The 25,987-nt window shown below is 42.7% G+C and carries 25 protein-coding genes and 1 pseudogene; 9 read left to right on the plus strand and 17 right to left on the minus strand.

What is annotated here, in order from left to right:
• The first annotated feature begins 250 nt into the window (after window positions 1-250).
• Both ADP71_RS05590 and ADP71_RS05595 read left to right on the plus strand, forming a co-directional pair.
• Window positions 251-1,326, plus strand: a protein-coding gene (locus tag ADP71_RS05590; protein ID WP_104931696.1) for an IS3 family transposase whose coding sequence is annotated in 2 segments (ribosomal slippage) — window positions 251-512 and window positions 512-1,326 — 1,077 coding nt in all. Because the reading frame shifts where the segments join, the coding sequence is not laid out codon by codon here.
• A gap of 95 nt (window positions 1,327-1,421) precedes the next feature.
• A pseudogene (locus ADP71_RS05595) lies at window positions 1,422-2,556 on the plus strand (IS30 family transposase).
• Between the two features lie 449 nt (window positions 2,557-3,005).
• On the opposite strand, the gene ADP71_RS05600 reads toward ADP71_RS05595, so the two are convergent.
• A complete protein-coding gene (locus ADP71_RS05600) occupies window positions 3,006-4,226 on the minus strand; it encodes a tyrosine-type recombinase/integrase (protein ID WP_019957854.1) in 1,221 nt (406 codons plus the stop codon).
• A gap of 154 nt (window positions 4,227-4,380) precedes the next feature.
• Between ADP71_RS05600 and ADP71_RS05605 the strand changes: the two genes are divergently transcribed.
• Window positions 4,381-5,502, plus strand: coding sequence for a class I SAM-dependent RNA methyltransferase (locus ADP71_RS05605; protein WP_171460963.1), 1,122 nt, complete (start codon window positions 4,381-4,383; stop codon window positions 5,500-5,502).
• Between the two features lie 74 nt (window positions 5,503-5,576).
• On the opposite strand, the gene ADP71_RS05610 is transcribed toward ADP71_RS05605, so the two are convergent.
• The 10 genes from ADP71_RS05610 to ADP71_RS05655 form a co-directional block, all read right to left on the minus strand.
• Entirely contained in the window at window positions 5,577-5,786 is a 210-nt protein-coding gene (locus tag ADP71_RS05610) for a hypothetical protein (protein WP_019957852.1), read from the minus strand.
• A 27-nt stretch (window positions 5,787-5,813) separates the two neighbouring features.
• Window positions 5,814-7,085 carry an O-acetylhomoserine aminocarboxypropyltransferase/cysteine synthase family protein gene (locus tag ADP71_RS05615; RefSeq protein ID WP_019957851.1) on the minus strand — a complete coding sequence of 424 codons (1,272 nt, stop codon included), beginning with the start codon at window positions 7,083-7,085 and terminating at the stop codon, window positions 5,814-5,816.
• Window positions 7,086-7,279: 194 nt separating this feature from the next.
• Complete coding sequence (locus ADP71_RS05620; RefSeq protein ID WP_019957850.1) at window positions 7,280-8,449, minus strand: pseudouridine synthase; 1,170 nt, start codon at window positions 8,447-8,449, stop codon at window positions 7,280-7,282.
• A gap of 38 nt (window positions 8,450-8,487) precedes the next feature.
• Window positions 8,488-9,039: an SMC-Scp complex subunit ScpB gene (gene scpB, locus ADP71_RS05625; RefSeq protein WP_019957849.1), complete on the minus strand. Its 552-nt coding sequence runs from the start codon at window positions 9,037-9,039 to the stop codon at window positions 8,488-8,490.
• Window positions 9,039-9,971: a ribosome biogenesis GTPase YlqF gene (gene ylqF, locus ADP71_RS05630; RefSeq protein WP_019957848.1), complete on the minus strand. Its 933-nt coding sequence runs from the start codon at window positions 9,969-9,971 to the stop codon at window positions 9,039-9,041. The genes scpB and ylqF overlap by 1 nt, the downstream gene beginning before the upstream one ends.
• A 63-nt stretch (window positions 9,972-10,034) precedes the next feature.
• Window positions 10,035-10,877: an RNase adapter RapZ gene (gene rapZ, locus ADP71_RS05635; protein ID WP_171460964.1), complete on the minus strand. Its 843-nt coding sequence runs from the start codon at window positions 10,875-10,877 to the stop codon at window positions 10,035-10,037.
• Window positions 10,858-11,820 carry an HPr(Ser) kinase/phosphatase gene (gene hprK / locus ADP71_RS05640; RefSeq protein WP_019957846.1) on the minus strand — a complete coding sequence of 321 codons (963 nt, stop codon included), beginning with the start codon at window positions 11,818-11,820 and terminating at the stop codon, window positions 10,858-10,860. The genes rapZ and hprK overlap by 20 nt, the downstream gene beginning before the upstream one ends.
• Window positions 11,821-11,831: 11 nt before the next feature.
• Entirely contained in the window at window positions 11,832-12,281 is a 450-nt protein-coding gene (gene ptsN, locus ADP71_RS05645) for a PTS IIA-like nitrogen regulatory protein PtsN (RefSeq protein ID WP_104932378.1), read from the minus strand.
• A gap of 92 nt (window positions 12,282-12,373) precedes the next feature.
• On the minus strand, window positions 12,374-13,258 hold the full coding sequence (gene ubiA / locus ADP71_RS05650; protein ID WP_019957844.1) for a 4-hydroxybenzoate octaprenyltransferase: 885 nt from the start codon (window positions 13,256-13,258) through the stop codon (window positions 12,374-12,376).
• Window positions 13,251-13,700 (minus strand): chorismate--pyruvate lyase family protein, encoded by a 450-nt coding sequence (locus tag ADP71_RS05655; protein WP_158667142.1) that lies wholly within the window; start codon window positions 13,698-13,700, stop codon window positions 13,251-13,253. The genes ubiA and ADP71_RS05655 overlap by 8 nt, the downstream gene beginning before the upstream one ends.
• Before the next feature lie 106 nt (window positions 13,701-13,806).
• Between ADP71_RS05655 and ADP71_RS05660 the strand changes: the two genes are divergently transcribed.
• Window positions 13,807-14,274 carry a SixA phosphatase family protein gene (locus tag ADP71_RS05660; RefSeq protein WP_019957842.1) on the plus strand — a complete coding sequence of 156 codons (468 nt, stop codon included), beginning with the start codon at window positions 13,807-13,809 and terminating at the stop codon, window positions 14,272-14,274.
• Between the two features lie 81 nt (window positions 14,275-14,355).
• On the opposite strand, the gene argH is transcribed toward ADP71_RS05660, so the two are convergent.
• Entirely contained in the window at window positions 14,356-15,735 is a 1,380-nt protein-coding gene (gene argH / locus ADP71_RS05665) for an argininosuccinate lyase (protein ID WP_019957841.1), read from the minus strand.
• Between the two features lie 27 nt (window positions 15,736-15,762).
• On the opposite strand from argH, the gene ADP71_RS05670 reads away from it, so the two are divergent.
• Entirely contained in the window at window positions 15,763-16,782 is a 1,020-nt protein-coding gene (locus ADP71_RS05670; protein ID WP_237343045.1) for a sensor histidine kinase, read from the plus strand.
• Window positions 16,783-16,847: 65 nt separating this feature from the next.
• On the opposite strand, the gene ADP71_RS05675 is transcribed toward ADP71_RS05670, so the two are convergent.
• Entirely contained in the window at window positions 16,848-17,384 is a 537-nt protein-coding gene (locus ADP71_RS05675) for a cytochrome b/b6 domain-containing protein (RefSeq protein WP_019957839.1), read from the minus strand.
• Between the two features lie 138 nt (window positions 17,385-17,522).
• Here ADP71_RS05675 and rlmB point away from each other — a divergent pair, with 138 nt between their 5' ends.
• A complete protein-coding gene (gene rlmB, locus ADP71_RS05680; RefSeq protein WP_026353467.1) occupies window positions 17,523-18,266 on the plus strand; it encodes a 23S rRNA (guanosine(2251)-2'-O)-methyltransferase RlmB in 744 nt (247 codons plus the stop codon).
• An 87-nt stretch (window positions 18,267-18,353) separates the two neighbouring features.
• Here the strand turns inward: rlmB and ADP71_RS05685 are convergent, their stop codons facing one another.
• Complete coding sequence (locus tag ADP71_RS05685; RefSeq protein ID WP_019957837.1) at window positions 18,354-18,875, minus strand: nuclear transport factor 2 family protein; 522 nt, start codon at window positions 18,873-18,875, stop codon at window positions 18,354-18,356.
• 86 nt (window positions 18,876-18,961) lie between these two features.
• Window positions 18,962-19,738 carry an exodeoxyribonuclease III gene (locus ADP71_RS05690; RefSeq protein WP_019957836.1) on the minus strand — a complete coding sequence of 259 codons (777 nt, stop codon included), beginning with the start codon at window positions 19,736-19,738 and terminating at the stop codon, window positions 18,962-18,964.
• 81 nt (window positions 19,739-19,819) lie between these two features.
• Here ADP71_RS05690 and pyrE point away from each other — a divergent pair, with 81 nt between their 5' ends.
• From pyrE to ADP71_RS05705, 3 genes are all read left to right on the plus strand, one after another.
• Complete coding sequence (gene pyrE / locus ADP71_RS05695; RefSeq protein WP_019957835.1) at window positions 19,820-20,464, plus strand: orotate phosphoribosyltransferase; 645 nt, start codon at window positions 19,820-19,822, stop codon at window positions 20,462-20,464.
• A gap of 775 nt (window positions 20,465-21,239) precedes the next feature.
• Window positions 21,240-22,352 carry an ABC transporter substrate-binding protein gene (locus ADP71_RS05700; RefSeq protein ID WP_171460966.1) on the plus strand — a complete coding sequence of 371 codons (1,113 nt, stop codon included), beginning with the start codon at window positions 21,240-21,242 and terminating at the stop codon, window positions 22,350-22,352.
• A 76-nt stretch (window positions 22,353-22,428) separates the two neighbouring features.
• Window positions 22,429-23,826: an NAD(P)/FAD-dependent oxidoreductase gene (locus ADP71_RS05705; RefSeq protein WP_171460967.1), complete on the plus strand. Its 1,398-nt coding sequence runs from the start codon at window positions 22,429-22,431 to the stop codon at window positions 23,824-23,826.
• Between the two features lie 427 nt (window positions 23,827-24,253).
• On the opposite strand, the gene ADP71_RS05710 is transcribed toward ADP71_RS05705, so the two are convergent.
• Window positions 24,254-25,618, minus strand: a complete 1,365-nt coding sequence (locus tag ADP71_RS05710) for an MFS transporter (protein WP_019957832.1) — start codon at window positions 25,616-25,618, stop codon at window positions 24,254-24,256.
• Window positions 25,619-25,653: 35 nt separating this feature from the next.
• Window positions 25,654-25,986 carry an NIPSNAP family protein gene (locus tag ADP71_RS05715; protein ID WP_019957831.1) on the minus strand — a complete coding sequence of 111 codons (333 nt, stop codon included), beginning with the start codon at window positions 25,984-25,986 and terminating at the stop codon, window positions 25,654-25,656.
• Window position 25,987: the final 1 nt, after the last annotated feature.

Below are 25,987 nucleotides of genomic sequence, written 5' to 3' on the forward strand. Positions count from 1 at the left end.
CGATGCGCATCGGTGAATGGTCAAACAGTGGGCAAAGAAAAACCCACAAGCGATATTGTGGGCTGGGTTTGAGTAGGGATTTCGGAGCGTTCCCTGAGTTTAGGCTTCAATCAACTTTAATCAACTTTTCTAAATATAGCTAATGGCATCAACCCATACTCTGAAAAGCTACGCCCCATGGTAATCCCCCCTTTACATAAATGAAGCGATAAGTAGAATTTTCTCGTAATCTATACGCAGGAGATTTTGCATGAAACAATCACGATTTACCGATGGCCAAATCATTGCCATTTTGAAACAAGTTGAATCAGAAATGCCGGTGCCTGAAGTATGCCGAGAGCACAGCATCAGCTCAGCCACCTTCTACAAATGGCGATCCAAATATTCAGGTATGGACGCTTCATTGATGGCCAGAATGAAGGAATTGGAAACCGAGAACGCTCGCTTGAAGAAGATGTATGCCGAAGAGCGGCTCAAAGCTGAAATCATTCAGGAGGCCATGGCAAAGAAGTGGTGAAGCCATCTTCGCGCAAGAAGATGGCGTATGATGCAGTCGAACACAAGGCTGTCAGCATACGTTTTGCCTGTGCAGCCTTCCAAATCAGCGAAACGTGTTATCGTTATCAGCATCGAAGCGAAGACGATAATACGTTGGTTGCCAATTGGTTGATCAAGCTCACCGATACGCATCGAGATTGGGGGTTTGGTTTGTGCTTTGCCTACATCCGCAATGTAAAAGGATTTAAATTCAATCACAAACGGGTGTATCGTATTTACTGTGAGTTGGCTTTAAATCTTAGAATCAAACCTAAACATCGAATTAAGCGTCCTGTACCGGAAGTATTGAAGGAGCCTGAACATATCAATGACATTTGGTCTTTGGACTTCATGCATGACCAAATGAGTGATGGCCAAAGCTATCGTTTGTTGAATATCATTGATGATTACAAACGTGAAGGTTTGGCAATGGAGGTGGGTTTGTCATTGCCAGCGAGTCGAGTGGTTCGCACTTTGAACCAAATCTTAGAATACCGATTAGTACCGAATACCATACGTTGTGATAATGGCCCAGAGTTTACCAGTCATGAGTTTCAGGCTTGGGCAGAGCAGAAAGGTATCAGAATTGAATACATTCAACCTGGCAAACCGCAACAAAACGCCTATATTGAACGTTACAACCGTACGGTGCGGTATGGATTGTTGAATCAATATCTGTTCAACAATTTAAATGATGTTGAAGACCATGCCACTCGTTGGCTGTGGTTTTACAACCATGAAAGGCCTCATCAAGCCAACGGCGGCAAGCCGCCATTGATGAACATTTAATTCTACTAATCCTGTCTGCTGATTCAACCGGCCAGCGCAACACCAATCCTACTTTTTATGTTAAAAGGATTGTTATGGTTTCCATACATGGAGCAATGACTGATGAACGTAAGAAACGAATCTGGTTTCTATGGAAGCAGGGAAAGCCTATGGCCTTCATTGCCAAAGACATTATGAAACCACCTGCGACCGTTTACTCATTTCTAGAATACCATGGTGGTATTGAACCTGATATTCGACGCCGAAAAGCGACCGATTTAACCTTGCAAGAGCGCGAATGCATTTCTCGAGCATTGGTAGCAGGACTGAGTTTAAGAGCCATAAGTCGCCAATTAAATCGATCGCCATCGACCATTTCGCGTGAGGTTTCACGTAATGGAGGTGCTCATAAATACAGGGCTTATTTAGCAGAGCAATTGGCTTTAAAGAAAGCAAAAAGGCCAAAATCTTTTATTTTATAAAGCAATTCATTATTAAAACAGATGGTTATTGATAAACTGTCATGTTGTTGGTCTCCCGAACAAATAGCAGGCTGGCTGAAATTCATACAGTTTCCTCATAATCCATCGATGCATGTTTCTTATGAAACCATATACAAATCACTGTATCTGCTGAAAAAAAAACATTCTGCCTCCAAAGCTAAAAAGACATCTTCGCAGAAAAAGAATGTTTCGCCACGCCCGCAATCATCACAACTCTGGTAAGCAGCAGATTCCAAATTTAAAGTCAATTTGGGACCGCCCTAAAGAGATTAAAGACAGACAGTATGTTGGTCATTGGGAAGGAGATATGATTATTGGCACATTAGCTTCAGCAATAGTGACTTTGGTAGAACGCAAATCTCGTTATACATTGCTAGGTAAAACGGCTGATAAAAAATCCATATCTGTTATAAAGGCTGTCATTGACCAATTAGCTGGATTACCTTCATCCATCAGGCAAACACTGACTTGGGATAGAGGTCATGAAATGTCTAAACACCATCTTTTAACTGCTCAATGCAATATGTCTGTTTATTTCTGTGATGCTAGCAGTCCTTGGCAAAAAGGCACAAATGAAAATACAAATGGGCTTTTAAGACAATATTTACCCAAAGGTAAAAATCTTGGTCTTTATTCACAAGAACAATTAGATAAAATTGCTTTGCAACTTAATACTAGGCCGAGAAAAATCTTGGGCTTTAAAACACCTCTTGAGGTCTTTCAAACAGGTGTTGCGCTGACCGGTTGAATCCGCATCATTTATTTAAAGGGGGGATTACCGTTTGCCTATTTCCGCATTAGGTACGGACAATGGTATCAATTACCGCATCATGACGTTTGATGCACCATATGCCAACGTCAAAAACACGCTGAAATCGGTTCAATATCAAACAGAGGTAAATATAGAGATGGACACGACATATCAAGCGAGCTTAGATACACAAAAAAACAAAGCTGTGTTGCTTTGTGATACCAGCACATAAATCAAAATTGTAAAAATAAAAGCGTCCTGTAAATATTTACAGGACGCTTTGTCTGTGCTGCATTATTGATTGTTGGCAAAAAAGTTAAAAGTAACGAAACCATTGCTAAAAGTCATCGGGATGATTCATTAATGACTGCCCTCAATTCATTCAGTAACCTAACTCGTTTTGAAATTTGAAAATAGAAAACTAATTTTATGATACTGACTATGTATCAAAAGATGGACGCCAGCTTTTCTAAATCATGATGGCTAACCCATCCCAAAACACATTCATGCCACTTTTCATACGCCACCGTTTGCTCACTCAAATAATCATAATGATCGTAAGTGGCCTGTATTTTAGGTAATGCATGACCTAACATGATTTCAGCCACTTCAAACGTGGTCAAACGGCTAAAATTGGTGCGGGCGGTACGGCGCAAGTCATGCATAGACCAATATGGCATGTCTATTTGGTGCTGAGATTTCAACCATTGCATGATATTGGTTGGTAAAGACAAAGGCACAGAACGTGACATCGCTTCTACGCCACCTGCATTACAAAACAAAAATTCACTGTCATTCAAATCCATGGCCAAATGCAATAAAGCCTCGGTATGCGAGGTTATGGGACGCAACAAAGCTTTACCGCTGATAGCACCTGTTTTGTGATTTTCTTGTGGAACAGTCCAGACTTTGGTGTGAAAATCAAAATCGCTTTTTTTAGCCAAGCGCAATTCACCATTGCGACAACCATACAACAAACACAGTTTCACAAACAATTGGTTTTTCAGCATCATGCGCGAATGACTCAAAGCATGCCACAGCCATTGAATTTCAGTCTGGCTCAATACCCTATCACCACTGCGTTTTTTCACTTGCAAATCATGTTTGGCAGAAATACCCAATAAGACATTGTGCTTGGCATATTCACGTTTCATCGCCCATTTGTACAATTGTTGCGCATTGGACAAAATCCGCGCGGCAATCGATTCTTTGTGCAAAGCCAAATCGTCCAATAACAACATCCATTGCTGCAAACTGATGTCACCAAAACATTGACGTTGAAAATGCGGAAAGACATGAATTTCAAAAGAGCGTTTGATATCGGCATGGTTTTTCTTGTTTACAACACAATAAGCCTGATACCAACGCTCGAAAACCGCAGGCAAATCATCATCAGAAGCGGCCTGTAAGCCTTGCTTGGGGTCTATGCCTTGAGCGATTTGCTCCCGCATCTCCCAAGTGTGTAAGCGTGCTTGTTTCAATGACATGTCAGGATAAACGCCTAAATCCAAACGTTGCGCTTTCCCACGCCAGCGAAAGCGCAATTGAAACACAATTTTCCCTTTAGGCGATACCCGCACACTCATACCGTCCCTGTCTGCCACTTCTGTGACTTTGTCATGTGGTTTTTGGTGGTGGGATTTTAACCAAGATTCTGTCAATGCCATGTGTACTTATGCTTTCTACTGCCCAAAAATATGTTGTGATGTTATTTTGAAATTTACGTGCTTTAGCATGGATGTACCATAATGCAGCTAAAACCCTGCCTATTTTAGCGTACAATAGCGGCAAATTCGCTTCAATAAAGACTTATACAATATTATGACGCACTACAAAATCATAGATTTGGACACCATGGGGCAAGGCGTGGCCAAAGACGATGGACAAATTACATTTATTGCCAAAACCTTACCTGAAGAAATAGTAGAGGCCAAAGTCTATCGCAGCAAAAAAAACATCCACTTTGCCCATGTCATCGACATCATTCAAGCTTCACCCAAACGCCAAGATGTGCCTTGTCCTCATTATGCACAATGTGGTGGTTGTGATTACCAACATGTGGACTATCCAACCGAATTGAATTTCAAGCAACAAGCCTTACAACGCCACCTACGCAAATTCCCACCTGTGGATATTACCGTACATGCTGCACCACAGCGTTTTCATTATCGCAACCGCGTGCAATTGCATTACCAAAAAGACAAACAAATTTTGGGTCTGATGGATGTTAATTATGAACCGTTTGCCGTTTCTCAATGCCAATTGATGCAAGCACAAGTGCGTGAAGCGGTTTTAGGTTTGTATGAAAACCAAGCATGGCTACAATTGGTCGAACAAGAACCTGTACGCGGTCACATTGAATTGTATTGGCGTGACGATGAAATACACATCAGCGTCAACCGTCCTTATGCCAATGGTGGTTTTACGCAAGTTTTCCCACACATGAACCATTATCTCACCACATGGTTGGCACATTTGACAACGCAATATTTGCCACAAGATGCGGTCATTTATGATTTGTTTGGCGGCAATGGCAATTTGAGCTTGCCTTTGGGCAAACAAACTTTGGTCGTGGATCAATATGGCGACAATACTCCTGAAAATACCGAGACTCAAACATTTGTTTCACAAAACCTGTATGCCAAAGATGCTTTAACACATTTACAGGCCGCTATTCCCACACATTTGCAGCAACCAACGTGCTTAATTATCGACCCACCACGTTCAGGCTTGAAAAACTTAAAAGACTTTGTCGCCGCATTCCAACCCAAAGCAGTGATTTTCATCGCTTGTGAGCCGACCAGTTTTGCTCGTGATATGGTGACTTGTTTGGATGAATATGAATTGGTGCAAGTGGATTTGTTTGATTTGTTTCCAGCCACGCAGCATTACGAAACAGTAGGCGTGTTGGTGCGCAAAGACATACAAGTGACAACGATATAAATTTAAGATATAAACAAGCGTCCTGTAAATGTTACAGGACGCTTGTTAACTACTTTAAAATCTCATCTAAATTTTCAAACATTATATCGATAATAATCGTCTACGTTATATCCAAGCTCTATAAGATTATTATCGTTTGTATAACCAAGCTCATGTTTTAGCGCCTCAATATTATGTATCCAAATTTTCTTATTCTTAACATATACTTCCCCATTATATCCGAGATAGTTCTCATATCTTATATAGCCATGTTTAATGGCTCGTTGTTTACTTTCTTCATACATAAAAATTTCCTCAACATTAAAAATACACTAAACCGCCGCCAAAGCCTGCTCTAAATCCGCCAGCAAATCCTCAATGTGCTCAATACCCACACTCAAACGCACCAAATCGGCACTCACGCCAGCGGCCTGTAACTCTTCATCGCTCAATTGGCGGTGTGTGGTGGTGGCAGGATGACACGCCAAAGATTTCGCATCACCAATATTGACCAAACGGGTGAACAATTGCAAAGCATCAATGAAACGTGCACCAGCTTCACGACCATCTTTCAAACCAAAACTGAGCAAGCCCGACGCTTTACCGCCAAAATCACGCTCAATCAAAGCTTTGTAAGGACTGTTATCCAAACCCGGATAATTCACCCACGCCACTTGCTCATGGTTTTGTAAGAATTGAGCCACTTTCAAAGCATTGTCACAATGGCGTTCCATGCGCAAAGCCAAAGTTTCCAAACCTTGTAAAATCAAAAATGTATTCATCGGGCTGATAGCCGCACCCATATTGCGCAGCGGCACCACACGCGCACGAGCAATAAACGCTGCTGCACCAAAATGCTCGCTGTAATTGACGCCATGATACGACGCATCAGGCGTGGTCAATTGTGGAAAACGCTCAGCATGCGCCGCCCAATCGAATTTGCCGCCATCAATGATCGCACCACCAATACTGTTACCATGACCACCAATATACTTGGTCAACGATTCCACCACAATGTCCGCACCCAATGCCAAAGCAGGACACAACAATGGCGTGGCAACGGTATTGTCCACCACCAATGGCAAGCCTTGTGCATGTGCCGCATCAGCAAAAGCAGGAATGTCCACGACATTGATGGCAGGATTGCCAATGCTTTCGCAATATACCAATTTGGTTTTGGCATCGGTCAATGCTGCGATGTCTTCAGGACGGTTAGGATCGACAAAACGAACTTCCACGCCTTGGTGTGGCAAAGTATGCGCAAACAAATTGTAAGTGCCACCGTATAAGGTTTTGGTGGCGATGATGTTGTCGCCTGCGCTGACCAAAGTTTGTACCGCATAAGTGATTGCTGCCATGCCTGAGGCCACACACAAAGCCGCAATGCCGCCTTCCAATTGCGCCAAACGCGCTTCTAAAACCGCAGTGGTCGGATTCATGATGCGGGTATAAATATTGCCCGCGACATTCAAATTGAATAAATCTGCGCCATGTTGGGTATTGTCAAAAGCATAACTGGTGGTTTGGTAAATCGGAACTGCTACGGCTTTGGTCGTTGGATCGATTTCATAACCTGCATGTAAAGCAGCGGTTTCATGACGCATTTTGTTTCTCCGTATTATGGTTTTGGTATATTTTGACGTACAAAATCTAACCATACTGAAGAATAAAAAATGTCGCAATAATAAAAAGTTATATGTTTAGACCAAGTCAATGAAATTTTATATAACCCAAGATAAATAAAAGCGTCCTGTAAATATTTACAGGACGCTTATTTCATTATGAATATGAAAAATAATTATTTGGTTGTATCGCGCGTTTGTTTGTCACCCGGTACACCTAAGCCAGACCAACGCATGATGTTGGCCACTTCAAACTCGTTCAATTCGTAAAAACTGCCACGTTTCAAACGTGCTGGCAAACCGATAGGACCAAAACGCACACGCACCAAACGGCTCACCGTCAAGCCCAAGTGTTCGAATAAACGACGTACTTCACGGTTACGGCCTTCTTTTAAGACCACGTTATACCATTTATTGGCACCTTCGCCGCCTTGTTGGAAAATGCGTTCTACTTTGGCAAAGCCGTCTTCTAATTCCACGCCTTCGGTCAATTCTTGCATTTGTTCGGTGGTCACTTCACCCAACACGCGCACAGAATACTCGCGTTCTACTTCAAACGATGGATGGGCAAAGCGGTTCACCAATGCGCCCGATGTGGTGATGATGAGCAAACCACTGGTGTTCACATCCAAGCGACCAATCGCGACCCAACGGCTAGAAGCGGCTTGTGGTAAACGGTCAAATACCGTCACACGGCCTTGTGGATCGTCACGGCTGACAATTTCGCCTTCTTGTTTGTAATACAACAAAATGCGTGGCAAACGGTCTGGCCATTTCAATTTAATATTGTTACCGCGCACTTCCACATGGTCTTGTGGACCGACTTTGTCGCCCACTTGTGCCACTTTACCGTTGATTTTCACTGAACCTTGTAAAATCCACTGTTCCATTTCGCGACGTGAACCCACACCAGAGGCTGATAAGGCTTTTTGAATGCGAACTGGCTCAATTTTTTCAAAATCCAAGCGTTTTTCACGGAAAAAACGCACTTTTTCTTGAATCTCTTGGTTTGGTTGACGCACCGCCAATTTTTTAGCACGCTCTACACGCACTTTAGGATTGCGCATTGGGCGTGGTGTTTCGCTGCGAGTGACATGGGTCGTCGTGGCATTGCCGCTTTGTGGGCGAGCTTCTGCTTTGTGATTGGCAGGTTTGCCAGTTTGTTTTTGGTCTTGGCGTTGTGCGCGTTCGTAACGCTCTACTTGTAAGCGCTCACGTTCGGCTTTGGCAGCTTTCACATAGCCGGCTTTTACAGCGGCTTTGCTGTTACTGTTATTGTTGCTGCGTTTGCTGGTAGTGCTCACGCCGTCACGCATTTGGCGCTTGGTCAAAGCTGGTTTGGCCATATTCATCTCCTAACCCTCTAATGAGGTTCTTCTGCGGCTTATTCAGCGGCAGGGTTGCTGGTTTCGGGCACAATCAAATGCCCTAATTCGGTTAAAGGCGGTAATTCGCCTAAATCTTGTAATTGTACATCCGCCAAAAATTGGCCTGTGGTTGCCCACAAAGCAGGTTTACCCAAACTGTCTTTGTGACCAATGCACTCTATCCAACCACGTTCAGTCAAAGTTTGTATGACTTGGCTAGAGACATTGACACCACGTATGGCTTCAATGTCGCCACGGGTGACAGGTTGTTGATAAGCAATGATGGCCAAAGTTTCCATGACGGCGCGGGAATATCGTGGCGGTTTTTCAGCATGCAAATGCTCCAAACGCTCTGTGACTTCTGCCACAGCATGAAAACGCCAACCTTCAGCCGTTTTCACCAATGCCAAACCACGATCACGCCAGCGTTGTTGTAAGACTGCCATAATGACATCTAATTGCTGTTGATGGAGCATCGGCTCGGTTTGCTGGCGTAATTCACGCTCTGTAATGGCTCGGTTTTGCGTCAATAGCAAAGCTTCAAGCAAACATTCTGCTTGTAAAGCCATTATTTGCGTTCAGCTTCACGACGAGCACGCTCTTCATGCAGCTTTGTCTCTGCCACACGTGCATCTGCCAACCATTTAAGCCATTCATTTGGCAATTCCAACGTGATTTTGCCCATGTAGCCACTGCGAAAATCAGTCAATACAATCTCAGAAGCTTTTTGGTAATCGATGCGACCACCACCTAAAATCGTACCACGGCGACGGGCAATGGTTTCTAACCATGTTTCCTCACGCCATGTGTCTAGCTCCGCATCGTCTTCATCAATTTTATAACGTGCTGCCAATAAGTCGCGATAATGTTTGTGTTTGCTTAAATATTTAATCAATTCCAAGCTGACTTCTTCTTCATCCAAAGCGTTGCGACCGACTGCACCACTTGCCGCAAGATTGTAGCCACCTTCAGGCACAATAATTTTAGGCCACAACATGCCTGGAGTATCGTATAACCAAAAATCATCAGCTAAAAACAGGCGTTGTTCGGCTTTGGTAATGCCTGGCTCATTGCCTGTTTTAGCCGATTTTTTGCCTATCATGCTGTTGATTAAGGTCGATTTGCCTACGTTAGGAATACCACAAATCAACACACGCAAAGGCTTGTCTAAACCATTGCGACTAGGTACCAATTGGCGGCTCGCTTGAATCACTTTGGTGACATTGCCACGTTCCGATGCATCCAAAGCAATCGATTGGGTTTGAAATTGGCTGTTGTAATAATCTAACCACAACTGCGTACGCGCATCATCCGCCAAATCTCGTTTGTTCAAAATTTTAAGCTTGGGTTTGCGAGCAGAGATGCTTTCGAGCAAAGGATTGGCACTAGAGCCAGGCAGACGGGCATCCAACACCTCAATCACCATATCAACCGACTTCATGCGGTCAATAATCGCCTTTTTGGCCTTGTTCATGTGACCGGGAAACCATTGGATAGCCATAAATCACTGCTTTCGTATCAAAACCGATTATTATACCTGAATTGGTTTGGCTTCGGCAAAAGACTATAACTGACGGTGGCGTATTAAAACTTCATTTTTACTGGCCGCTTTGAACGACAACGCCAATTGTTCTACGATATAGACAGAACGATGTTGCCCACCTGTACAGCCTATGGCAACGGTAACATAACTGCGATTCTCTTGTTCAATGCGTGGTAACCATTTATTGAGATATGCTGTGATGTCATTAATCATGTCTTGCACCACAGGGTTGGCTTTAAAATAGATGGCTACTGGCTCATCTTTCCCTGTTAAAGCGCGTAATGAGGCTTCGTAATGAGGGTTGGGTAAGCTTCTGACATCCAAAACAAAATCAGCATCGCTGGGTATGCCATATTTAAAACCAAACGATTGAAACACGATTTGCAAATTGCTTTTAGGCAAATTGACCCATGCTGTAATGTATTGGCGCAATTTAGGTGTGGACAAAGCACTGGTGTCTACAACATGCGCATGTTCACGCAAAGGATACAACCATTCTCGCTCGTATTTTAAAGCCTCGGCTAAGGTACAATTATCATGGGTTAAAGGATGACGGCGACGGGTTTCTGAAAAACGATTGAGCAGTATTTCGGTTTTGGCTTCCAAATACAATACATCAAATTGACGCACTGATTTTTTAATGGCCTCTAACATGGGTAAGAAATGTTCCTGACTCATGCCAGCGCGCATGTCCAAGCAAATGGCCAAATGTTTGGTGTCTGATTTGGATTGATACCACATCACCAAATGTGGTAATAATTCCAATGGCAAATTATCAACACAAAAAAAACCCAAATCTTCCAATGACTTTAAAGCAATGGATTTGCCAGAACCGGACAAACCACTAATCAGAATGACTCTCATCGTTCAATTGATCCTCTTTCAAGACTTGGGTATGACGCTCAATAAATTGTTTGGTGCTGTCTAAACCACGACTTTGCAAAATAAAATTGCGTACAGCCGCTTCTACCAAAACCGCCAAGTTTCGACCTGCCGCAACAGGAATGCTGACTTTGCGAATGTGGACATTCAAAATGTCTTGTTTTTCGCTTTGTATGCTCAATCTGTCCAAACTTTGCATCAACTGGTCATCGGCATTGACCAAGTTGATAATCAGTTTTAAGGGTTTTTTAGGACGAATGGCTGTTTCACCGAAAATGGCACGAATATTCAGGACGCCCAAACCACGAACTTCTAAAAAGTCTCGCAATACAGGCGGACAACGCCCTTCTAAGGTTTCAGGACCAATGCGGTACAATTCCACTGCATCGTCCGCCACCAAACCATGACCACGCGAAATCAACTCCAGTGCCAACTCACTTTTACCCAAGCCTGATTTGCCCATCAACAGCACACCGACTTCAAATACATCTAAAAACACACCATGCATGACGGTTGAAGCTGCCAAAGCGCGCTGTAAATAAATGCGCAAGACGTCCATCAAGTAGGGACTTTCTAGCTTAGATGTCAATAAAGGCACGTTGTGGGTATGGCAATAATCACGCAATAAAAAAGGTACGGGCAAATCATTGGCCACAATCACCACGGCAATGGTTCGACCAAACAATTCATTCAAACTGGTACGAACTTTACTGGCTTCCAAATCATTTAAGTAATTCACTTCAGCACTGCCCAAAACCTGCACTTGGTTTGGATGAATGAAATTCAAATGACCGACCAAAGCCAGTAAAGGTTTATCCGCCTCAATGCTGATGCGATTGTCTATGCCTGCAGTGCCTGCAGCCCATGCCAATTTTAATTTGTGTTGGTTGTCTTGATACAGGCGGCGTACTGAAATACTGGGCATAGAAATCTCGCTTATTCGGCCATCAAAATGGCTTGAATGGTTTGGGCATCTTTGGCTTGCAGCAATTGCTCACGCACGGTTTTGGATGAAAAACGGGTGGCCAAATGGGACAATACTTCTAAATGGATGCTGTTGGCACCTTCAGGCACCAATAAAGCAAAAATAAGATTAACTGGCTTGGTATCAGGTGCATCAAAACCAATTGGCTCTTGGGTACGGATAAAAGCACCAATCGGTTGGCTTAAGCCAGCATAGCGACCATGTGGGATGGCAACGCCGTGACCGAGCGCGGTAGAGCCCAGTTTTTCACGGGCAAACAAACATTCAAAAACATTGCCTCGGGCAATGTCAGCACGATTTTCAATCAACAAGCCAATTTGTTCAAACAAACGTTTTTTACTGCTAACGGGCAAATCTAACACAATGTGGTCTAGAGGTAGGATGTCACCTATCACATTCATTACCATGTTTTTTCACTTTCTTAACAATGCGGCCTGAATTCTATGCGTTTCAGGCCGTATTGACAATGTTGACTTTTAACGCAAAAGCATGCTCAAGACCAGCAGTAATGTAAAACCAAGCCAATAAAGATCATCAAACCGATGCGATTGTTTTTCAAAAACACTTCAAAACACTTTTGTCTGTCACGATGTTTAATTTGTGTGTATTGCCAATACTGATGCGCCACACACGCCATTAAAGCCAACCAATATGGCCAAGTTGCATCAATCTGAATGCCCACAATCACCATCAATAAAATGAAGATAGCATGACATAACATGACCGCAGCAACATCATAATCACCAAAAGTGATGGCTGATGTTTTGATATTTAATTTTAAATCATCTTCTTTGTCTGCCATCGCATAACACGTATCGTAAGCAATCGTCCAAATCACATTGGCGCTGAACAACAACCATGCCAAGGCAGGAACGGCATTGGTTTCCGCCGCAAACGCCATAGGAATACCAAACGAGAAAGCAAAGCCTAAATACAATTGAGGAATGGGGAAAAAGCGTTTGGTAAATGGGTAAGTGATTGCCAAAAATACCGCAGGCAAACTCATCCACCATGTCAATGTATTTAAAGGCAACAAACACAATCCTGCTATCAAACACAATGCAGCTGTCAAAAGCAAGGCTTCTTTTTGAGTCACTTGACCTTGCGCAAATGGGCGTGCCTTAGTACGTGCCACTGCGCCATCAATATCACGGTCAGCATAATCATTAATCACACAGCCAGCACTGCGCATTAAAAATGTACCCAAGGTAAAGGCGAAGACAATTAACCAATCTGGGTTTCCATCAGAGGCAATCCACAACGCCCAATAAGTCGGCCACAACAACAGCAGCGTGCCAATGGGTTTTTCCACGCGCATCAAGCGCCCATACACTTGTAACTTTTGCTTCCAAGTCAAAGCCTTTGTAGAATCATTCATAATTTTTCAAAGAAGGTAAAAAACTTTCGGTCAATAATAAAGGTGAGCCGTCCTGTAAATAAAAACACGAACGGCGTGAGACGATGGTTTGATTGCTGGGATTGGCTGGATGCTCAGGCGATAAATAAGCATATTCAAATTCAGTGCGCTTAAGCGGCAATTGGTATAAGCGCATGCCTAATGGCTGCGTGCCACATTGCACAATTTCATGCCACGGATGCGCATCGTGAGCACAGACACTGCGCGCCCACACCACAGCATGATTTTGTAAAGACAAACACACTTCGCGGCTAAAACCACGGTGGGTGCCAATGCAATCTTGTTCATCATGCCACACATCATCCACACCCAAATGCAACACTTGCACTGAAAAATCCGCATGCAGCTGTTGTAAGGCTTGGGTGAGAGGAATGGCTGGTAATAATGTGTTCAGATAAGTCATGTTATCATCAAGCTTAAAGCCTTGACATGATAACCAAATATTCAATGGGTTCATGACAAACATTATGCCTTGCACATCAATTAAAGCAAACCTTTTTGGAGCAAATATGGACTTGATTTTATGGCGACATGCCCAAGCCGTTGATGGCACACCAGACATCCGTCGCAAGCTGACCCGTAAAGGACAACAACAAGCACAAGACATGGCTGCTTATTTGGCACCTCGTTTGCCTAAAAACACCGTTGTATGGACTTCAGAAGCCGACCGCAGCATTGAAACAGCCGCTTTTTTAACCGACCATACCCATGTCAAAAGCGAGCTCAATCCTGATAGCCATTACCAAGATATTTTGCCTTTATTGCTGGCGCAACACAAAACCAATTTGCTGGTCATCGGTCATCAACCGTGGTTGGGGCAAGTGTGGGAACATTGTATGAACGGTGGCGTACAACACAATGATTATTGGACAATTAAAAAAGGCGGGTTTGTGTGGTTGCGTGTGCAGATGAATTTAGAGCGTTTGGACACCACATTGGTGGCGTCTTTAACACCTGCTTTTTTAAATCATGGATAAATTTGGACAGCAATGATGGCAAAAAAGCGTCCTGTAAAGATTACAGGACGCTTATATGGTTGATTGGCTTAAATCAATCGATTAAGCCATCAGTTCACGCCAACGGGCAATTTGTGCACGCACTTGGTTCGGTGCCGTACCACCCACATGGTCACGCGCATTCAAAGCGCCTTCTGGTGTTAAATATTCAAACACATCTTCGGCAATCAAATCACTGAATTGTGCCAATTCTTCAAACGCCAATTCGCTCAAATCCACACCTTTGCCATCGGCAAAACGCACTGCCAAAGCCACCACTTCGTGGCTGTCACGGAATGGCATGCCTTTTTTCACCAAGTAATCAGCCAAATCGGTGGCCATCGCAAAGCCTTGCATCACTGCCGCACGCATGTTGTCCGCTTTCACCGTCACACCGCGCATCATGTCAGCGTAAATGCGCAAAGTGTCGACCAAAGTGTCAACCGTATCAAACAAAGGCTCTTTGTCTTCTTGGTTGTCTTTGTTGTAGGCCAAAGGTTGCGATTTCATCAATACTATCATGCCCATCAAATGACCTACTACACGGCCTGATTTGCCACGCACCAATTCTGGCACATCTGGGTTTTTCTTTTGTGGCATGATGGATGAACCCGTACAGAAACGGTCAGCAATGTCGATGAAGCCCACGCGCGGGCTCATCCACAAAATCAATTCTTCGCTCAAACGCGACAAATGCACCATCACCAAGCTGGCAGCTGCGGTAAATTCAATCGCAAAATCACGATCTGACACCGCGTCCAATGAGTTTTGACAAATTTGCTCAAAGCCCAACAATTCAGCTGTAATCGTGCGATCGATTGGGTAAGTGGTGCCCGCCAATGCTGCCGCGCCCAAAGGCATGCGGTTCACACGTTTGCGGCAATCGACCATGCGTTCAAAGTCGCGACCTAACATTTCCACATAAGCGAGCATGTGATGACCAAAACTCACTGGTTGAGCGACCTGTAAATGCGTGAAGCCTGGCATCACCACATCCACGTTTTCTTCAGCCAAATCTAACAAAGATGTTTGCAAAGCACGAATCAAGTCTTGAATCACAGTAATTTCATCGCGCAACCACAAACGAATGTCGGTTGCCACTTGGTCATTGCGTGAGCGGCCTGTATGCAAACGTTTGCCCGCGTCACCAATTTTGTCGGTCAAGCGACGCTCAATATTCATGTGCACGTCTTCTAAATCCAAAGACCACTCGATGCGACCATTTTGGATGTCTTCTAAGATTTCAGCCATGCCTTGCTGAATATCAGCCAAATCTTGCTCAGACAAAACGCCTACTTTTTGCAACATTTGCGCATGTGCCAAAGAGCCTTGAATGTCCCAAGTGGCCAAGCGTTTGTCAAAATCAATAGAACCCGTGTATTTTTTCACCAATTCAGAGACAGGCTCGTTGAAACGACCCGACCAAGTTTTGTTATCATGCATGCTGTTATCCTGCGAAAGTTAGCCAAAATGGGCATTATACGCCAACCTGCTGTGTTGTTTGCAGTGCCTGACTTCAGAAATTTGGGTGTGATTTTAAGAATCTTTTTTTCAGTAAGCATCTTGGTCTTGCTCACACCCTTATTACGTTCTGATTTTCAACGATATTATTTTGAAAATGTCTTGTCATCGAGCTCTTGGATTGCGCCATTTGTCATCATTACCGTGACCAGTTTGGTTTTGTGTAATCGTTGGTTGATGGCCAATCGTTATGGTGTGTTTTTAACATGGGGCGTGAGTTTGTTGTCTTTTATGTTTTGCGCCAAAATTTTTGAGTTTCCACGCCAATATTGGTTGGTAGACATGCTCTTGGTGTCCATTTATATGTGGGGCTTGATGCATTACCAAGGCTTGTTAGAAAAATCGCTGTCGCCGGCTTTGAGCGAAGCGAAATTGGCGGCCTTAACAGCACGTATTCGCCCACATTTTTTGTTTAACAGCCTCAATGCCGCTATCGCTTTGGTGCGTAGCAGACCGACGGATGCTGAAATGGTCTTAGAAAATTTGGCGGATTTGTTTCGGGCGCAATTGAAAGATGCCAATCAATCGAGCACTTTGGGACGGGAAATTGAATTGGCGCAAGGCTATTTGGACATTGAAACCATACGCATGGGTGCGGAACGCTTAAAAAGCAAATGGACTGTGGATGCACCTGAACATGCTGAAGTGCCACATTTGCTATTGCAGCCTTTATTGGAAAATGCGGTTTACCACGGCATTGAAACCAGCCACAGGCCGGGTGAAATTGTCGTCAATATTCGCATGCAAAAAGATTGGATTTACATCCGCATTCACAATCCCATTCCTGAAAATCCAATTCCACACAAACGCAAAGGCAATCAGATGGCCATGGGTAATTTGGCGGAGCGTTTGCATCTGATGTATGACGCCGATGCGGTTTTGAAAACAGGCAAACAAGGCAATTTGTTTCGGGTAGATATTCGTTTACCGTATCGCAAGGCTTTGCCTCGTTATAAACCACATGAATGATAAAACCAATTGAATAAGCGTCCTGTAATATGTTTACAGGACGCTTATTTTTAATCTCATCACGTTTAACGTTTTTTCTTACGACCTGTCAGCATGGCACCGACCAAATCTGTGCGCGTCCACACACTCATCAACATCACTGCCGCAATATGCAAAACCACCAAAATTTGTAAGACAGTGACCAACCATTCGTGTAGGTCAGCTGGCCAAGAATCCAAATAAAAGGGAGACTCCATGGTTTGTGACCACCCTGTAAAGCCCAAACCCAAAACAACCGCTATTAACGCAAAAATCATCAACGCACCCATAGGATTGTGTCCTAGATGCTCATCAGCTTGCTTGTTGCGGATGGCTTGAAAATGGGCTTTGAATTTGCTTGGTGTCGGAAAAAAATCTTTAAAGCGAGCATAAGGGCTACCAATAAAGCCCCAAACAATGCGCAGCAACATCAAGATACAAGCGGCATAGCCCAAATATTGGTGCCACTGCCCACCTTCTTCCAATAAAAACAAATTACAAACCACAATCGCCACCATGCTCCAATGGAATATGCGAATGAAAATATCCCAAACCAAAACTTTTTCTGTGTGTATTTGTGTCATGTTGTGCACCTTGTTTTGTTATGACAAACATTTTAACAAGACCTGCCTGATGCGCAAACTGAAATAGCCAGCATGCAAATTCAAGATGCTGCTGCAAATATGTTAAGATGGCGCTTGTTAAGCATTAAAGGAATCACCATGGCGAATTCGCGCCTTATTTTCGGCTTTCATGCCGTCAATGCCCGTTTGTGGCAAAACCCAAAATCTGTGATTGAATTGTACGTTTTAGAAGGCAAACAAGACGCGCGCATGCGTGATGTGTTGGAAAAAGCTGGCGTTGAAAACGTGCGTGTGATTTTGGCCAATATGGACCGTTTGAACACTTTGAGCAAAGGCGCTCGCCACCAAGGTGTAGTGGGCTTTATCGATGCGTCTAAAAACCATGTTGATTTAGATGATGTATTGGAAAACTTGAACGAGCCGCCATTTTTATTGATTTTGGATGGCATTACCGATCCGCATAATTTAGGCGCGTGTTTGCGTGTGGCCGATGCGATGGGCGTGCATGCGGTGATTGCACCGAAAGACAAATCAGCTGGCTTGAATGCAACTGTCAGCAAGGTGGCGTGTGGTGCCGCTGAAGTGGTGCCCTACATCACCGTGACCAATTTGGCACGCACGATGCGCCAATTGAAAGACGAAGGCATTTGGATTGTCGGCACGGATATGGAAGGCGAAGCCGATTTGTACCATTACGATGTGCCGCAGTCGGTGGCGTGGGTAATGGGTAACGAAGGCGAAGGCATGCGCCGTTTGACGCGCGAGCATTGCGATGCTTTGGTGTCAATTCCGATGTTTGGTACGGTTGAAAGCTTGAATGTGTCGGTAAGTTCTGGCATGGTTTTGTCTGAAACCCGCCGCCAACGTGAATTGAAAAAATAAGTTAGCAATATCTAAAAGGCGTCCTGTAAATGTTTACAGGACGCCTTTTTTTAATGGATTAAAGTTGTAAAAGCTCTAAAACACAGCTTATTCGCCCACATTGAATTGTTTGCTTGGATCTGTATCTTGTTGAATCACCCAATGTCCGCCAACTCGAAACGATGCTGCCGAAGCATAGGTGTCTTCCATGAATTGGAAATACGTGATTTGACCATTTTCAACTATGGCTTTGATGGCAAAAGGTGAGGTAAAAGTGTTGTTGGCCACCACCGATGTATATGTGAATTGGCCAAATACCGCCACCAAACTGTCTTCGGCAATCATGTCTGAAACTTGAAAATCATCCACTCGCCAATATGTGCCAACATTGGAAAAAGTATCAATGTAAATTTGGCGGCCTGTTGACGTACCTGCCCATGGCTCAATTTGCTTCAGTTCTGGACTGTTAAAATTCAAAGACACGTAAGTAGCGTCTTCAGCCACCATTTGCTCGGCACCATTTTGAACCAGTTCTTTGGATGAATTGAGCAAAAATGCCAAAACCACATCTTTCGGGGCCTTGGTTTGTTGGGCTTTTTCAATGGCGGCTTGGGCTTCATTCATCATCATGACCTGTCATTTCAAATATCCAATAAGTTTTATTAGTCAACCATGGTTTACAAAAGGTTCAAATACAAATCAGATGCTTTGAAAATTTACAAATCATAATCTACGACCAAAGGTGCATGGTCAGAAAATTTTTCGTCTTTGTACACGTGGGCAGACTTGACTAAAGCGGCTAAATTTGGCGTGGTGATATGGTAGTCAATGCGCCAACCCACATCTTTGGCATATGCTTGGCCACGATTGCTCCACCATGTATAGCCTGGCTCCAATGGATACAATGTGCGCCAAGTATCGACCCAACCGACTTCATTCAAAAGTTTGGTTAACCAAGCTCGTTCTTCGGGTAAAAAACCTGAATTTTTTTGGTTGCCTTTCCAGTTTTTCAAATCAATATTGTGGTGGGCAATATTCCAATCGCCACACACAACCACATGCCGGCCTTCTACTAACATATTTTGCAAAACAGGCAAGAAAGCATCTAAAAATTGGTATTTGTATTCTTGGCGAATTTCAGCACTGGTTCCCGACGGCAAATACAAGGAAATCACACTCAAATTTTTATCATCAAAGTCAGCACGAATAAAGCGACCTTCGTTGTCAAATTGTTCGATACCCAAACCATATTGCACACGGTCTGGCGTTTGTTTGCTGTAAATGGCAACGCCGCTATAACCTGCTTTTTCGGCACAATGCCAAACGCCGTGCATTCCATTCGGATTTTTTAATTGATCGGTGAGCTTGTCCTCTTTGGCTTTCAATTCTTGTACACACACAATATCTGCATTAGTGGCTTGTATGTATTCAATAAAACCTTTAGAGGCGGCAGAGCGTATGCCGTTGACGTTGGCGCTGATGATTCTAAACACGGGCTTCCTCGGGTACAATATGCAAAATGACGGCTTTTGCCGTCTGTCTTCAGCCCTATTGTACCGATTTAAGGATTATTCATGTCAGATTTTCGCCAAGACTTTCTCAAATTTGCGTTGGAACAAGAAGTATTAAAATTCGGTGAATTCACCACCAAAGCCGGCCGTCAATCACCGTATTTTTTCAACGCGGGTTTGTTCAATGATGGCAATGGTATTTTGCAATTGGCGCGTTTTTATGCAGATGCGATTATTGCCAGTGGTGTTGAATTTGACATGTTATTCGGTCCTGCTTATAAGGGCATTATTTTGGCAGCTGCAACCAGTATGGCTTTGGCGGAGAAAGGTATCAATGTGCCAATTGCTTACAACCGCAAAGAAGCCAAAGATCACGGTGAAGGTGGCGTATTGGTGGGTTCGCCCGTTAAAGGTAAAGTTTTGATTATTGATGATGTAATTTCTGCGGGCACATCTGTACGTGAATCAGTAAAATTGATTGAAAATGAAGGTGCAATACCTGCTGGTGTCGTGATTGCATTAGATCGTATGGAAAAAGGTACAGCTGAAACTTCGGCAGTACAAGAAGTACAACATCAATATGGTTTACCAGTGGTATCAATTGCCAATTTAAAAGACTTGTTGGCAATGTTGGGTGGTGATGTATCTTTGCAGACTTATTTGGATTCTGTGCAAGATTATCGTGATCGATATGGTGTTGATTATTGATTTTTTAGTTTTTTAACCGACTTTTATAGTCGGTTTTTTTGTTTATATTTTTTAAAATGATATTTATCATATTGTCATTATGTTAAATTAAGATTTAATAAAACACTCCTTATTTAGAAAATTAATTTCACGATAATTCTCCTACTTTCAATAAAACAAAAAGTAGAATTTTCTCATATCTATTACTATGGCCAAATTTAAGAACGATATACAACAACACTGGCTGTGGTTTTACATCTCAAAGCCGCAGCCAACTAACGATGACAAGCTGCCATTAATGACTGTTTGATTCTTGCGGGAATTAGCATTGCCCTTCATGAGTACAATACAACTTAGACTTGTTAATCCCATAAAGCACCTTTTCACCAAGAAACTTTAAAAGTAACTAATAATTATATTATTTATATATGCAATATCTATATTCATAGTAATTTAGATATAAATCGTAGGCTATTATTCTAATAAAAATCTATTATAAAAATGATGATATTAGGTTTTTTTATGTTCCAATCATATTCAAATCAAGCTCATTTTTTAAAAACGCTCATACTGATATTTAAGATTGAAATATAAATATATATAAAAATTACATTATTTTTTTGATATAAAAAATAACACTAAAAGTAAAATTTTTAGTTGATTTTTTACAAATCATTCTCGTATGCTCTTACCCAAACTAAAAAGAATTTAACAGATTACAGGACGCATTTGGCTTAAGTTCAAAGCATTGCGTAATCATAAGAATTTCAAATGATAACAATACAAGGAGAGAGTAATGAGATTGAAATATTTAACCATGGTAGCAGCCATTTCAATAGGTTTGAGTGCTTGTGGTGGTGACAGTACTACTGCTAGCAATCACAAAACTGATACCAGTAATGCCAGCTCAACCAACAACTCAAGCAGTTCTCAACGAGGCTTAACCATTGCCGCTTCTGGCGGCACATTCCAAGATGCGTTACGCACCATTTATTTTGAGCCATTTGCAAAAAAAATTGGGCAGCCTGTTTTGGAAGACAATGCTGACTCGGGCAGTTATGGTATTGCACAAGCCAAAGTACAAAGTGGTAATCCAAATTGGGACATCATGCAGATGGAAGCCGAAGATTTGGCACGTTCTTGTAGTGATGGTTTATTAGAAAAAATTGATTGGGACAAACTTGGCGGCAAAGAAAAATATTTGCCTGCGGCTGTGAGTGATTGTGGCGTGGGACAAATTTTCTGGTCAACCGCATTGGTTTACGATGCTGAAAAAATCAAAGATGCACCACAATCTTGGGCGGATTTTTGGGATGTTCAAAAATACCCAGGCAAACGTACCATGCGTCGTACGGCCAAATATGCTTTGGAATTCGCGCTCTTGGCGGATGGCGTTAAAAATGAAGCGCTTTATCAAGTATTGCGTACACCAGAAGGTGTTGATAGAGCATTTAAAAAATTAGATGAATTGAAACCACATGTTGTTTGGTGGGATGCTGGTGCTCAGCCTTTGCAGTTTTTGGCTTCAAATGAAGTGGTCATGGCTGCAGCTTACAATGGTCGGATTGCCGGTTTGAATCGTGAAAACAACCGTCATTTCAAAATTGTGTGGCCTCAAAGTATTTATTCGGTAGACAGTTGGACCATTTTAAAAGGCGCATCTAACAAAGATTTGGCAATGGAATTTTTGGCCTTTGCAAGCTTGCCTGAAAACCAAGTTAAACTGCCTGATTACATGGACTATGGTATTGCCAACAAAGAGGCAGCTAGCCAAATCAAACCTGAAATAGCCGTGAATTTGCCGACCACAGAAGACAATCTCAAACAAGCTATTGAATTAGATGCTGATTTTTGGATTGATAATTCGGAAGAGTTAACACAACGCTTTAATGCTTGGGTGGGTAGCTAAGTGATCATCGCCACTTACCCCAATAGATTACATTGAAGTAAGTGGCCTTAAAATTACAATCGAATAAGGCATACACATGTTAGAACAAGATAATATTTCATTTTGGGTGAAATCAGCCGTTTCCAATGGTCATTATCAAGATGCTCAAATACCGCCACCTTTGCATGGGCAAAGTCAATTTGATGTTGCCATTATTGGAGGTGGTTTTACAGGCTTATGGTTGGCATATTATTTGAAAAAAGCCCAGCCGGAATGGAGTATTGCTATTTTTGAAGCCAATCAAATTGCATATGGAGCATCTGGACGCAATGGCGGTTGGCTTTCATCGCATATGCCGGGTTTAAGTTCTGTATTTCAAAAATCGGGATCTTCTTTGGATGATGTGCGTTTGTTTCAGAAAGAAATCACTCGAACGGTGGATGAAGTCAAACACATTTGTCAGCTAGAAGATATTGATTGTGATTTATATGAAGGCGGAATGTTAACTATGTCGACCAATCGCGCCCAAAGTTACCGTTTACGTGAAACTTACAAGCATGATTTGGATTTAGGCTTTGATACTGATGATATGGTTTTGCTCACAGGGCTACAAGTGAAGGAAAAAATCAACGTTGCCCATGCTGATTCAGGTCTATGGTATCGCAAAGGTGCTCGTATTCAACCTGCAAAATTGGCATTTGGCTTGAAAAATGTCTTGTCTCAGTTGGGCGTATTCATGTATGAAAATACTCCAGTGAGCGGTTTCAGTCCCAAGCATGTTCAAGTGGCTGGTTTTCATATTCAGGCCGACCATGTGATGTGTTGTACTGAAGGATACACTGAAGCATTGGTGCACTCTGGTAAAGTGGTGCCAATGAACTCCTCTGTCATTGCAACAGAAATCTTACCAGACTCATTTTGGCAACAAGCCAATTGGCACGGTCGTGAATTATTCAGTGATGCATCACATTTGTTTTTTTATGCGCAACGCACTGAGGATAATCGTATTGTCATCGGTGGTCGTGGCAAGCCTTATCAATATAACTCTCAGACAGTGGGTCATGGTGAATTGGATCGCCCTACTTTAGATTTTTTATATGGTCGTTTAACGCAATTGTTCCCATATTTTCCAATGAAAATTGAGCACTCTTGGCGGGGTTCATTCGGTTTAACCAGAGATTGGTGTCCAAGCGTTAGTTATGATTCTAATACCCAAATAGGCAGTGTTTATGGTTTTGGCGGCAGCGGTGTAGCAGGAACCAATTTGGCAGCAAGAACTTTGTGTTCACGCATTTTGAAACAAGATACGGCATTGAATCGTTTGCCTTGGAATAATTTCATCAATCCCAAATGGGAACCTGAGCCTTTGCGTTGGACAGGAATTCATACGATGTACAAATTATTAAAAATTGCAGATGCCAAGGAACATACTCAAAAACCTGATAAAACGACTTGGTTAGCGCGACAAGTGTATGGTTTTTGTGGCATTAAGTAAGATAGTTACACTATATCATGGGGTTACTATTTTAAAACTGCTAGGTTTTATATCAACAATCTGACTCACAAATGACCGCTTAAGCGGTCATTAATGCCGAACCAATCGTGAAATGGTTACCATCCTTAAAAATATACGAGACAGATGTTGCAGCTATCCAATCACTTCACATACGATTGGCATAGTGTGGTCAATGCAAGACTTCAACATGATCGAAACTAAATTCTTAGACAATATCAATATTGAATCATGACACGAATTTTTTTACCATGATTCTGACTTTACAAAAGAAATGACTACATCCTTAAAAAAGCATTTTGTCAGTTTTAAACCACGATATTGCTCCTTTTAATGTTTACAGGACGCTTGCTGCAATACAAAAGCCTCACTCTTATACAAAGAATGAGGCTTTTATCATCATGCTAAATCAAACCTCAGTTTGTGTTTGAGCCGTCACAGGAGATGGCACTGATACCTCTTTGGCTTTAGCACCTTTAATAAAGATGGCCAAACCTGCCAACAATGCTGGAATCATCAATAAAGTGAACATGGTTTGTAATGAATACCCTTGTGTAATCATATAACCACCAGCAAATGCACTTAAAATTGCACCGAATCGACCAATACCATTCATCCAGCTAGCACCCGTAGCACGCGCTTCGGTTGGGTAGTAATTGGTTGCCAAAGCCGACATACCCACAGAGCCGCCATTGAAACAAAAGCCCAAAATCCATGCACAAATAGATAACAATACCAAATTGTGACCAAATTGACCCAATGCATAAGTAGCTGCCGCGCCCACCAACATACCACTAATCAAAACGGCATGTGGTTTGAACTTATCCATCGCCCAACCAAAGAACAAACTACCAATAGGTCCTCCAATTTGAAAAATAGATGTCACTATTGCTGCTTGTGAAATGGTGAAATCATTCATTTTGATGATGGTTGGCAGCCAACTGCTGCACAAATAAATCAAGAACAAGGCAGTGAAATAGCTTAACCACAACATGTAAGTGCCCAAGCGGTACTCTTTAGACATCACAATACCCAACGCACTTTTTTGCTTGCTTGCAATCGGTCCAACAGTATAGGTGTGTTTTTCTGTGGCGGTATTGGGAATCATACGGTTGACAATGGAGCGGATGGTTTTAGGATTGCCTTTTTTAGCAACCAAAAAAGACAAAGACTCAGGCATTTTTAAAATCATGAATGGCAACAATACCAACGGCAAGATGCCACCTAATACAAACACACTACGCCAGCCAAACTCAGGAATCATCCATGCCGAAATAAAACCACCTCCTGCTGCACCCAATGAAAACCCTGCATAAGCGATAGTCACAAAAAAGGCTCTGCGACGCACAGGGGCATATTCAGCAGCCAAGGTAGCGGCATTGGGCGCAGCAGCACCCAAACCCAAGCCTGTTAAAAAGCGGAAAATCACCAATTGAGTCACATCTTGCGCAAAAGCCGTTACCAATGTCATCAGTCCAAAAAAGAATACACTGATAATCAAAACCCACTTGCGACCAAACCGATCAGACAAAGGTCCTGCAGTCAACGCACCGATGGCCAAACCAAATAAAGCCGCACTCAATACCGGTCCCATGTCTGTGGCAGACACACCCCATTCTTGAATGATTTGTGGCGCAGACAAGCCCATGACCACCACATCAAAACCGTCAATGGCAATGATGGCACAACAAAAAAAGACCACCAGTTTTTGTAGCCCACTGATTTTTTCGGCATTGATGACCTCACGGACATCAATCACATTCTGATTATTCATCGTTACTACTCCTTTTCTCCATTTGTAGATGCGGCTTAAATTTTGGTATTCATTGCCACTTTTTTAATGATTTGATTGTGTTGTGATACCACCAAACCTTTTGTTGCTTGCAAGTAAGTTGAAAACTCAGGATCACTGTCACGAGCCGTGCTACGGCGCTCATAATCTGCCAAACTTTCGTATTCCCAAATGTGTACAAATTGGTTTAATGTACCGATGGTGGTGGTATAAAATCCAACAGGTTGCCCCAAATGCTTCATCAATAAAGGCATCGCCAATTCATTGAAATGTTTTAAAAACTCATTCATGCCACGTGGTGCAATGTGATAAAAGCGTAAATCAACCACTGGATATTTTTGTTCGTTCATG

This window comes from Vitreoscilla sp. C1, assembly GCF_002951955.2.
In the GTDB taxonomy this organism is placed as follows: Bacteria; Pseudomonadota; Gammaproteobacteria; order Burkholderiales; family Neisseriaceae; genus Vitreoscilla; species Vitreoscilla stercoraria.